The organism is Thermotoga caldifontis AZM44c09 (assembly GCF_000828655.1).
GTDB lineage: Bacteria > Thermotogota > Thermotogae > Thermotogales > DSM-5069 > Pseudothermotoga_A > Pseudothermotoga_A caldifontis.
On record NZ_AP014509.1, the window covers coordinates 558,677 to 570,058 of the forward strand.

An 11,382-nucleotide genomic window follows, 5' to 3' on the forward strand; every position below is an offset into this window, starting at 1 on the left:
GGCGCCGGCTTTTTTATTTCAGGCCACGAATTTTCTCTTCAAGGATCCTGCACAGCCTTTCTTCTTCTTTCATCACGTCCAGACACGGTACGTTCAACTCCTGTTCTATGGTCCTTGAGAGTTCTGTCAGATCCATGTGATCGAGGACGAAACCTTCCATGCGTCTCGCTGGATAGTACGGATTGATCGTCACACAGATCAATTCCGGCCTTCTCAGCACGGCGATGTCGAGCTCGTCCAGCGAACGTTCAAGGTCTGCAAGATCTTCAGCGAGCAAAAGGTGCATGGGAGACTCTACCGAGATGCGTTCGTTTCGAAGAGACTTCATTTTGTCCTGACTGACCAGGCCTTCGATCACATTTCTGTCGTCTTCACTTAAGGGTAGTCTCAGGGCTTTCACGATGACTCTCGCTTCGGTGAGTAGAACATCGATGCTGGTGGATCTGGAAGCACCGAGTGCGAGGATGACGAACTCCACGTGCTGGAACGGTACGACACGGTTTATCGCCCCATCTACCAGGAAAATTTCTGTCTGTTCACTCTTCAAAACATCCTTGAGCATGAGGAGATCTTCGCTGTTGTTTGGACCGACGAGCACCACGGTGCCGGACTGTCTAACTTTGTAAAGGCAGATCGGTCCAAAGGCCGTTGTGATGTTGAGCTTTCTCAGCAGCTGCAGCTTCGCCGTTGAATGTTTCGCAGCTTGCTCGCTCGTGGCCACCACGGTCCCTTCTTCCACCACGACTTTGGGTTTTGGAAGGCCCGTGATGTGGTCGAGATCTTCGCCATCGAAACCGATGCTCGTGATGGCCAGAGACTTTCCAGCGAGACATTTCAGCAACGCGTTCACCGTGGTGGTTTTTCCCGTGTTCTTCGCGGTGCCCAGAACGCCGATGCTCAGCACTTTCTCACCGTACCTCTTCCTGCCCTACCTGGGTTCGCGCCTTCTTCGCGTGTTCCGAAAAGGCCTTCGTACATGGACGCCACGAAATCTTCCCTTTCCGCAACCTTCTTCAGCGTTTCGTATACACCTTCAACGATCCTTTCTGCGAACTCTTCTGCCTGTTTCGTCGGTTCTATCTTCGCCTGTCCGAAGAATCTGAAAGCTTCCGCGATCGCCCTGAGGGTGTCGATGCGCGCGCTCACCGTGATCGCACCACGCGCATAAGCCTCGTCGGTGGAAGCGATGGTTATGGCATCGAGCCCGAGGGAACTTGCGAGCGCGGCGTGCAGGGCCGTCGTCATGGCGGACTGAACCCTGTCCTCGGTGTGCGTCATGAAACCGATGGGCTCGCCTGGCCAGATCGGTGCGTCGATGATGCGTCTCAGTGCGATCACCTTTGCCGCGTTGTAATCGATGTAGTTGTCCTTCATGTAATCGTTGATCATCACGTCCGGTGAGTAACAGAACAAGGGCTTCAGAATGGGTTTCGCGTTCAATTTCACCCCGAGGTACGCCACCACGAGCATGCCAGCGAACGCCTTGTGTGCGGGTACGCCACCGAGCTCTTCGTTGGTCGGTATGTCGTAGGGAAGGTTGTATCTGGCCGCCAGCTTTATGGCGTACACTCCATCGACGGTGAGTCTCTCCGGATCGGTACCACCGTTCAGAGAACCGTAGACCATGTTTATTTTGGTCAGATCGGCCTTTGCATACGCTGCGAGCAGCACGGTTTCCGGTGTGTTCAGGCCCCTGTGCGCCCTGACACACCAGAGTGTGGAGTCGTTCAGCGCTGACTTTATGAGCTTCAGGTTCTCGAAGGTTATGATCGATCCATCTTCCTCGTGCGCCAGCAGACCTTCGAGTAAACCTTCGCACCTTGCACCCCAGGAAGGATCGAAGTGAAGAACCCCATCGGCACCCCACGCTTCGCTGACTTTTATGTGCATCGCATCCATGAAGGGACAGCCCGTTCCGTACTGAACGAAAACGAGAGGTCTATCGAGACTGTGGCGCAGAATTTTTTCATCGAATCTGGTTTCACGAACAAGCCGATCGAACTTTTTCTTCTCTTCCTCTGTTATGAGCCTCACTTTCCTTGGAAGCGTGTTCTTCTTGAAATAGGAGACAACCGTATCATCGCACAGTTTTAAATAGTCCTCCAGAAGATCTTCGCCCTGCAACATCTTCTCCCTCATCTTTGCCCGCTCGATGCCAGGGCTGGTCCTGTCTCTGGCCCAATCGATTATCTGATCCGTTATCTTCTCGAGCAGGTCTTTGAACGCGCTGTCGTGGACTCTGTACGAATAACCATGTGTTATGTCGCGTTTGGTTTTGACAATCCTGCTTTTCGATTCCTGTACTTCTCTCCCTTCGACGAAGGCGATGACTTCTTCCCAGTTCGTTCTGTCGCCGAAGCCTGCATCGTAACCCAGTTCTGCGGCGAGCTCTTTCGTGATCGCCTTACCACCAACCACGACCTTGCATTTCTTTCTCAAACCCGCCGCGTCCAGCATGTCTATGAACCTGGCCAGCAATTCGGCGGCACCGTAACCGACAGTCCTGCTCACCATGATAAAATCTGGATTTTCCTTCTGGCACAGCTCGACGACTTCTTCCATCTTCGTATCGGGTGGTAGCAGTATGGTTTGATGTCCTCTCTTCAAAAGTTCTCTGTTCAACATCTTCAACGCCACATCGTGAACAGGATCGAGTGGGAAGAGCACGAATTTCATTCTGTATCGCCTCCAGCGAGCCAGGCATACTTGTCACCAGGTCTGAACACATAAACGCGCAGGCGGATCCTGGCAGCGAAATTGTTGTGCTCGACGAACACCACATCGACGTCGTTGAACCCGAGGGATTTGAAGTACTGAACGGCGATGTTCTTCGCTTCTTCTTCGCTTTTGGCCAGCAACGTGGTTTCTACATCGAACGCGTCGATGATCCTGTCTATCATTAAACCCACCTCACTTTCGAGCGGGTTCATTCTTTCCACGCGTCTGGGAGGATGTAACCTTCAGCGACAACGCGCGCATCTCCCTGAAGATAAACGTTTCTGAACTCGTTGCCGTGCCGTTCAAAACCGACCTTCAGTTCCCCGCCCTTGACCTTCACGCTCACGGCTGGTTCGACCCTGCTCGTGAGGAAGGAAACGATGCTCGAGGCGATCGAACCTGTCCCGCAGGCGAGCGTTTCGTTCTCAACGCCACGTTCGTAGGTTCTGACGATTATTCTGGATTTTCCCACGATCTGGACGAAGTTCACGTTCGTTCCCTTCGGGAACACGTCCAAGGAATACCTTATCTTTCTTCCCCATCTCAAAAGGATTTCGTCCTCCATCGATTCGACGGCGTCTTTGAAGATCACCGTGTGTGGCACCCCGACCGTTCCGAAATGATACTCAACGGTTCCAAAGCTGAAATCTCGTTTCTGAAATAGTTCGAAGTCGTGCAGGCTGAGGTTTGGAAACTTGATGCGCACCTCTTCGCCCAGGATTTCCGCTTCGTGTATCCCGGAGATGGTTTCAAAACGCATGCGCTCACCAGCAACACCGATCAGATTCGCAAACCTCGCGATGCACCGGGCTCCGTTGCCACACATCTCCCCTTCAGAGCCATCGCTGTTGAAGTATCTCATTTTGAAGTCCACGGTTTCTGAAGGTTCGAGCAACATGAGCCCGTCCGCACCGATGGATTTACCCCGGCGGCACACCATGCGAACAAAATGGTTTATATCGAAATTTGCGAGCACGTTCTCTCTGTTGTCTATGACGATGAAATCGTTCCCCGCTCCGTTCATCTTGAAGAACCTTATCTTCACAGTCCAACCCCCAAGAAGGGGGCGCAAAAGCGCCCCCTCATGTTTCACATGAGGATCATCGCTACTATCGTGGCGGCCACGTAACCGAGGATCACTGGAACGAAGTTCTTCCTTGCGATCTCTTCAGGCTTCGTCTTGCAAACGGCCGCAACGGCGATCAAAGCCCAAGGAACGATCGTTCCTCCACCGCAGTTGACCGCCGTGAGTTGACCGAGCGCAGCCAGTACTGAGGTCTTCACCTTCGCCACGGGTGCCAGACCACCGGCGAGCGTTCCTACGAGAGGAAGACCTGAAAAGCCAGAACCATCAAGGCCCGTGATCGCTCCAATTATTGCCTGCATCGGAGCGACGGCATACTTGTTCAGAGGCACTTTCTGTGCGAGCGCGTTGGCCAGATCGAAGAGCAGAGGTCTTCCCGCATCACCGAAGATCTGTTTCGCAGCACCACTGCCCATGTAGAACATGGCAGCGATGATGAAAACAGGTGCGAAGATCTTGACACCGAACATGAAACCGTCCCTGAGGAAATCGACTCCGATCTCGAGGCCTTCTCCTTTGTACTGCAGGAGCGTGAACACGAACAGCAACATCGCCGCGGTACCACCGAGCAGAGCCGTCGCATCTCCTCCACGCAGTTTCAGCGCGAGCATCAGGACGATGTCGATCAAGAAGGCGAGGGCAACCACCGCTGCTTCCACCTTCGCGAACGTGCTGAACTCTTCACTTTTGGCTTTCATGACGCTTTCTCCAAAAAGCTCGATGTCCTTGCGCGGATCGTAGTTCTTGTTCGCCTTCATGGTCCAGAAGTATGCCAGCGGGATCGACACCACCGCGTAGACGATGATCAGAGGTACCATCGCGACCATGACTTCTCCAACGCCTATCCCCGCAGCCTTTGCAGTCAGTGTTGGTGCGCCCTGAATGACGAAGTCTGTAGTGAGGGACACACCGTAAGCGAACATCGCGATCGCCACACCGGCACCGACTGGAGAGAGACCAGCGCTGACGGCCACGGGAACGAGCAAGCTACCGATCAGTGCCACAGAAGGCGTGGGCCAGATGAACAGTGCCAGGATCGCCGTGATGATACCCACGAACCAGAACGCAGACCTCGGGCCCTTGATCGGTTTGCCGAGCGTTCTGATCAGCACAGCTGCCGCTCCACTCTTCTCCATCTGCTTCGAGAGCGCCACCATGAGCGAGATAACGACCACGATACCGAGCAGTTCCACACCTGCGACGACGATCGCGTTGAACACGGACTGGATGGCTCCGATGAACGATTTTGTGACCGCCCAGCCGATGAGCAGTGCTCCGAGCAGACAGATCAGTGGTGTGTCTTTTCGCAGAAACATGGTCACGAGTACCAGTACCATGAAGACGAGGTACAGCCAGTGAGCCAGCGTCAATTCCACCACGCGAACGCCACCCCCTCACACCAGTTTGGTGTTGAAGATGTTGCTCATATTGGCTTCACGCACCCTTTTCTTGATCTGTTCAATGTCGGTCGTGTAGAGACCTTTCTGGACCATGCGTTTGAAATAGATCGAACCTGAAAAGGTGTACTTGTACTGGCGGCCTTCCTCTTTTTTCATCTCTTCGATCACGTGGTTGACGAAGTCTCCGACCGCAAGTTCATCAGGATATCTGAGCAATTTCTCACCGACGGCTTTCCTCACCGCGTTGTGACCCGCCAGCGTACCGGTGACGATCGCCTCGGTGTGTCCCACCATCGCCCCGGCCTTTTCACCGGCACAGAACAGATTGTCAACCGGACCTATCGCCTGCAGTTCGGGCGTACAGTTGGCAAAACCGAAGTACCTCATAGAATTACCTTTCCCACCGGCGATGGGATCTTCGTAGCGGGCCTTTTCCATTCCGGGGATCTTTCGAAGCTGTTCGAGTGGGAAGAAAGGAGTCATCAGCTTCACGGGACCCGTATCGAGCAGAACCAAATTTTCTACGAATTCTGGCAGTGCGTACTGCTGACACGCCTTCATGCTCAAAAGCTTTTCTTCTTCTCTCACTTCCGGAGGCACTGGTACGAGCGCGCATCCTTTCTCTTCGAGCTCCTTCACGATACCCGGATCAATGGAGTCTTTGACGAGTTTACAAGACCCACTCATGGCACCAACGCTGCCGTTGGGCTGTTTACCAACCCACTCTTCCACTCCAACCTTCGTCGTGATGCTGACTCTCGGGCCGAAACTGTGGCACCTGAGAATGCACATGGCACAGCCGTTACCGTACTTCGTGCAGTTGGCCGGTACGGCAGAAGTGCCCGTTGCGTCGACGAACGTATCTCCATGGATCGGTTCATGCTTCTCGACCACAACACAAACGATCCTGTTGCCTTCCTTCGCCGCGTCTATGACGCGTGCGTTCGTGAGGATCTGAACACCGAGGTTTATGAGGTACTCTCGAACCGCTGGTTCGATCTTGTAGACGTTGTACAGACTCGCGTGCTTGTGGCCGGGAAATTCAACGTTCTTGTGGATGGCGCACCTGTCCATCACGCTGAAGATGTCCGCACCCATCTCCAGCATCTCTTCGGCAGCCGTGAATCTGCCGTTGTTTCTGAAAATGCCTCCAACCAAGCCTGTGCCGAGCAACATGTCCGTCCTTTCGATGAGGATGACCTCTGCTCCAGCTTTACGTGCGGCCGCGGCGGCCGCACAACCACCCCACCCTCCTCCGACCACGACTACCCTCGGTGCCCTCGCCATGGGACCACCCCATCACAGAACATTGGAATATTTAGCGACGATCTCTATGAGCTTGACGAGACCTCTGACCGCGAGTCTTGTTTTGTCTTCAATGATATCACCATTTTCATCCGTCGTGCCGAGTCCGAGTGAGATGAATATGTTTCCATCGTACGCGATCGTTTGAATGATGCCCATCGCATCGGTGCCGATCTGGAGTATGTTCGTGCCCGCGTACATGTCCTCGATCGGGAAGATCGGGAACGGTACACCCTTTTCCCAGCAATCGTCGTAGTTGATTTCCACGGCGCCCGAGTTGTAACTCTTGGAGATCTTGAAGATGTGTCTGATGCGGGCATCGAGGTTGGAGAACTCTTCCACGGTGATTTCGTAGAGTCTGTCGACGTTCCTTTTGAACTTGTCAGCCTTGTTCCTCAGGGCTTTCAGGGCGGCGATGGCCCCTGCGAGCGCTTCCTTGCCCGGGTCGAACGTCACGTACGCGGCCTTACCGTAGCTCGACGGCGTACCGTATCTGTCGCCGTGTGTACCCATCGCCCTCCTTATCTGCACCATGACTTCCTCTCTTCCGATGATCAAGCCACAGGTCGGAGCTCCCGCAGCTTTGTCCATGCTGTAGGTTATGACCCACGCGCCGATCTTTCTCGGATCAGTTCCGATGAAAGGCACACCCCAGGCGTTGTCCACGATGTACGGCACGTTGAACTCTTCTGCGAGCTCTCCGAGTCTTTTTTGCAGTATGGGTACGCCCTCTTCGTCTTTTTCTCCGTAGCCGTAACCGATTGTGTCGTATCCGAGCGATGAGAAACCGGCAAGCATTTCTATGTGCTGTTCCGCAACTTTTCTTATTCGCTTCGCCGTTTCCTCTGCCTTGACACCGCTCAGAAGGATCGCTGGATGGTACTTTATTCCGTGCACCGTGTAGCGTGCGCCAGCCATGGGAACTATGATGACGTCGACATTCTCAAGTCTCTTCCCGTAGAAACCCAGCTCGCCCGCAGTGCAGCCCCTGTCTGCAAATATGTCCTTGTACCGTGGCGGGAAGGGTCTGCCGTAGCCTCCATGGTGGTGAAGGTGTCTTTCGTAAGGTACGATGTAGCGGGTTCTGTAATTGTCACCCCTGCCTGTGAACGGTGGGGACACCAGCACGTCGAAGCTGAGCCACAGCGCCGCCTCACAGGTGCTGACCAAAAGTGCATCGTAATCGTCGCCGTAATAATCCTTGACGATGTCTCTGATCTCGTCGGCGAAGACTTTGTTCGGAATCACCTCGCGTGCCACGGCGCTGATCGCCTCGTCCACCTCTCTGGTCACGAGACCGTGGCAACCGGATATCGCGCCGGTGAGTCCGAACTTCCCTCTCCAGTCTTTGGGAATTCCTATCTCGTCCGCGGCCTTCTTAGCTTCTTCCAGAATCTTCGGCAGAGACTGTTTCAAATGCCTGTACAGATGATATCTGTACTTGAACATGCTCATCCCTCCTTGTAGAAAACGACACTCTCACCGATTTGAAGTCCCAGTTCTTCTCCACTCATCAACTGATCCGAGTAGATCACGATGTTCTCGTGGTTGGGCATGTGTGTCTCATCGAAACCGACGAGCGTTCCAAGGCGCCTGCCGTCGCTCAGCTCGACCTGATCCTTCGATACTACGACGCCTCCCTGGACGATCTCAATGAAAGCAACGTACGCGATGCGGTTCACCACTTTTCCGGGAGCCGCTTCTCTCTCGTCTGTCATGATCAGCTCGTGAATTTCTCCCACTTTCAACGCCCTCGAACGGGGCTCAATAATGTTGAGGTTCCTGTTTTCCAGCCTTCCTCTGAGAACGGCCACGATCCTGCCAACGACGGGTTGTTTCTTCGCGTACGGATCGAAATTCAACATTCCTGCAGAGTATGGTTCTTTCATGCTTTGGCCCCCTTGGCCGCTATGACCTCGATCTCGACGTGCGCGTTTCTGGGGAGCGCCGAGACTTCCACGAAAGATCTTGCAGGTTTGTGCGTGCTGAAGTATTCGCTGTAAACTTCGTTGATGGCGGAGAAATTCGAGATGTCGTCGGTGAACACCGTGACTTTGACAACGTTGCTCAGGTCACAGCCAGCCGCGGCCAGGATCGCCTTGATGTTTTCAAAAACTCTCCTGGTTTGATTCTTTATATCCCCATCGACGAGCTGTCCCGTTTCTGGATCGAGCGGTATCTGACCCGAGACGAACACGAAGCCGTTCGCTTTCACTGCCTGAGAGTAAGGTCCTATGGCCTTGGGGGCGGCATCGGTCTGGATGATTTTCACCGTCAGCACCTCCTTCAGATCATTATTGAGTCACCTTTTCTTCTCGCTTCTCTCAGATACGCGTACACCGTGAACTTGGAGTTTCCAAGTTCCTGAGCGAGCATTTCCACAGCACCTTTCAGCAGGAAGAATCCTTTCTCGTCGAGTTTCTTTATCACGGCGAGCTTCTCTTCCTTGCTGGCGAACCTGAGAGGCTTTCCTGTGAGACTCTTTACCTCCTGCATAGCTTCGGCGAGGAGTTCTTCAACCTTACTGGCGAACCTTTCTTCCTTAGCTCCGGTGATCTCTTCGAGGTTCTGAAACTTCAAATGCTGCTCCGCAAATTCCTTCACGATGAGCGCCTTGGTCGTGTCGTAGTTGATGCAGAGAAAACCAACGATTTCGCCGGCTTCGTCCCTTATGAACACGGTGGTCGAACGGAGTTTTTTCCCTTCCCTCGTCCGCGTCATGTAGTTCGCGACGTAATCCACGTTCCTGAACCTGGGCGATCTCAAGAGGTACAGTCCGAAGTCCGTGAGGGGAGAACCGACGCTTCTGCCCGTCACATGGCCGTTCTCTATGGCCACGACGGAATGCTCCGGATCGGAAACGTCGTGCAGTACCACTTCGTAATCCGGCCCCAGCGTTTCGGCGAGCGCTTTCACCATCGGAACGAACGCCTTGAGGATCGGGTGCAGCCTCTTCATCGCAACCCCTCCCGAGTATACAATGAATTGGTATATAGTACAACTTTTTGTTGGACGAGATACAACAAATTATTTGAAGCTCCAGCGAGATCTTTCACTATATTCAAACACGGTTCACCCAATTCTGTGAAAAATAACCCACAATCATCAAAAACCGTGTGAGATAATCTTGATTGGGAGGTGCCATGGTGCGCGCAGAACTTTACAGGTTCAAGTACGAATCACTCTGCAAAGCTATAAAACCAGTTCTGGAGAAAAAGGGTTTTGAGGTGTACATCGCGGAGGACGAAAAGCAGGTGCTGGAACACGTTGAAAGGCTCATACCTGCTGGATCAACCGTGAGTTCGGGTGGTTCCGTCACGCTCGTGGAAACAGGTGTTCTCGATCTGCTCAGGTCCGGCAAATACAACTTCCTCGACAGGTACAGCGCACCGGACAGGAGAGCCATCGAACTCGAAGCCTTCAAAGCGGATTACTATTTATGCAGTGCGAACGCCATCACCATGGATGGAGAACTCGTGTTCATGGATGGTGGGGGAAACAGGGTCGCGGCTGTAACGTACGGTCCGAAGAACGTCATCCTGATCGTCAGTGCCAACAAGATCGTGGAAGACCTGGACGCGGCGAGAGAGAGGATCAGATACATCGCTCCTATGAACGCAAAGAGATTGTCTCTCTCCACCCCGTGCGCGGTGACAGGCATCTGCCAGGATTGTGATTCTCCGCAGAGGATATGCAGACATTATCACATCGTTCACGATTCGAAAAATCAACCTGGAAGGATAAAGATCATTTTGACGATAAAGGAATTGGGTCTGTGAGTGATCAGGATGGATAAGAAATGGCTGGAGCTGCTCGAAAGGCTGGTCAACACCGATACAGGGTTCGACCTGGACAACTCTGCGAAGCTCGAAAGAACCCAGTTCGTGGCTGATATTTTGAAAGATTATGGTTTCCACGTTCATCGTGAGAGTGCCGCACACGTGGCTTTGAAAGGTAAACCACCTTATCTAACGCTCATAGGTCATCTCGATACGGTCTTCAAGGAAGGTGAGGCGAGTCGAAGACCGTTCACGTTGCAGGACAACGTTGCAAGAGGACCGGGCGTTGCGGACATGAAAGGTGGTGCCGTGTTGCTCGTCGCAGTGGTTGAAGAGGCGATGAGAAAGAATCTGGATGGTTTGTGCGTCGTTCTGAACGTCGACGAAGAGCTGGGTTCGAAGGAGAGCAGAGAGACGTTCGAAAAATACGCCAGGGAGAGTGTTTGCTGTCTTTCCTTCGAACCTGGAGGGATTCACAAAGAACTGGTCGCTTCGAGAAAGGGTATCGCGTCGCTCAACATCGAAGTGAAGGGTGTCAAAGGACACGCTTCGAGACTGGAAGAAGGAGCCAACGCGATCGTCGAAGCGTCTTACAAGGTCTGTGAACTCTATTCGCTCAACGGTCACATCGGTGGCCTGACCGTCAATCCAACGATCATGAACGGTGGTGAGAAATCGAACATAACACCCGATCTGTGCAGGATCTACTGCGATGTGAGATTCTCAAACATTGAGGAACTCAGAGAATTCGAAAAGAGGCTGGTCGAGATAGTTAGCGAGAATCGTATAGAACGGACCTCTTGTACTTACAGTCTCATCGAGAGAAGGCCTCCCATGCTGTTCATGGATGAGATGAAGTGCGCACTCGAAAAGGTTTTTCAAAACCTTGGCAAGCGTTTCGAGCTGGAACATTCCAGTGGAGGAGCAGATGGGGCCTTCTTCACCGCGTTCGGAGTGCCGACGCTGGATGGGCTTGGACTGTGCGGTGGAAGGTTCCATTCCGAAGAAGAATTCGCACTCATCGACAGTTTCGAAGACCGTGTGAGTTTGGCGGTTGAACTGCTCGAATACTTCGATCAGAGAAGGAGGTGAGAGA

At 53.2% G+C, this 11,382-nt stretch carries 12 protein-coding genes; 2 read left to right on the plus strand and 10 right to left on the minus strand.

What is annotated here, in order from left to right; all coding sequences use genetic code 11:
* Positions 1-13: 13 nt before the first annotated feature.
* From TSP01S_RS02705 to TSP01S_RS02750, 10 genes are read right to left on the minus strand one after another with little or no spacing between them, the layout of a single operon-like run.
* Complete coding sequence (locus tag TSP01S_RS02705) at positions 14-904, minus strand: hypothetical protein (protein WP_041076254.1); 891 nt, start codon at positions 902-904, stop codon at positions 14-16.
* Complete coding sequence (locus TSP01S_RS02710) at positions 898-2,676, minus strand: cobalamin B12-binding domain-containing protein (protein WP_041076256.1); 1,779 nt, start codon at positions 2,674-2,676, stop codon at positions 898-900. The genes TSP01S_RS02705 and TSP01S_RS02710 overlap by 7 nt, the downstream gene beginning before the upstream one ends.
* Positions 2,673-2,900: a hypothetical protein gene (locus TSP01S_RS02715; RefSeq protein ID WP_041076258.1), complete on the minus strand. Its 228-nt coding sequence runs from the start codon at positions 2,898-2,900 to the stop codon at positions 2,673-2,675. Before TSP01S_RS02715 ends, TSP01S_RS02710 begins: the two co-directional genes overlap by 4 nt.
* 26 nt (positions 2,901-2,926) lie before the next feature.
* On the minus strand, positions 2,927-3,763 hold the full coding sequence (gene dapF, locus TSP01S_RS02720; protein WP_231848594.1) for a diaminopimelate epimerase: 837 nt from the start codon (positions 3,761-3,763) through the stop codon (positions 2,927-2,929).
* A gap of 44 nt (positions 3,764-3,807) precedes the next feature.
* Positions 3,808-5,181 carry a transporter permease gene (locus TSP01S_RS02725; RefSeq protein WP_052463470.1) on the minus strand — a complete coding sequence of 458 codons (1,374 nt, stop codon included), beginning with the start codon at positions 5,179-5,181 and terminating at the stop codon, positions 3,808-3,810.
* A gap of 15 nt (positions 5,182-5,196) precedes the next feature.
* Positions 5,197-6,489 carry an FAD-dependent oxidoreductase gene (locus TSP01S_RS02730; protein WP_041076260.1) on the minus strand — a complete coding sequence of 431 codons (1,293 nt, stop codon included), beginning with the start codon at positions 6,487-6,489 and terminating at the stop codon, positions 5,197-5,199.
* A 12-nt stretch (positions 6,490-6,501) separates the two neighbouring features.
* Entirely contained in the window at positions 6,502-7,956 is a 1,455-nt protein-coding gene (locus TSP01S_RS02735) for a hypothetical protein (RefSeq protein WP_197538907.1), read from the minus strand.
* A 2-nt stretch (positions 7,957-7,958) separates the two neighbouring features.
* On the minus strand, positions 7,959-8,396 hold the full coding sequence (locus TSP01S_RS02740) for a DUF6917 domain-containing protein (RefSeq protein ID WP_052463471.1): 438 nt from the start codon (positions 8,394-8,396) through the stop codon (positions 7,959-7,961).
* Positions 8,393-8,779 carry a RidA family protein gene (locus tag TSP01S_RS02745; RefSeq protein ID WP_041076264.1) on the minus strand — a complete coding sequence of 129 codons (387 nt, stop codon included), beginning with the start codon at positions 8,777-8,779 and terminating at the stop codon, positions 8,393-8,395. Before TSP01S_RS02745 ends, TSP01S_RS02740 begins: the two co-directional genes overlap by 4 nt.
* A gap of 14 nt (positions 8,780-8,793) precedes the next feature.
* Complete coding sequence (locus TSP01S_RS02750) at positions 8,794-9,465, minus strand: helix-turn-helix transcriptional regulator (protein ID WP_041076266.1); 672 nt, start codon at positions 9,463-9,465, stop codon at positions 8,794-8,796.
* 188 nt (positions 9,466-9,653) lie between these two features.
* Between TSP01S_RS02750 and TSP01S_RS02755 the strand changes: the two genes are divergently transcribed.
* Positions 9,654-10,286 carry a lactate utilization protein gene (locus TSP01S_RS02755; protein ID WP_144380615.1) on the plus strand — a complete coding sequence of 211 codons (633 nt, stop codon included), beginning with the start codon at positions 9,654-9,656 and terminating at the stop codon, positions 10,284-10,286.
* Positions 10,287-10,295: 9 nt separating this feature from the next.
* Complete coding sequence (locus tag TSP01S_RS02760) at positions 10,296-11,378, plus strand: M20/M25/M40 family metallo-hydrolase (protein WP_041078352.1); 1,083 nt, start codon at positions 10,296-10,298, stop codon at positions 11,376-11,378.
* Positions 11,379-11,382 lie beyond the last annotated feature (4 nt).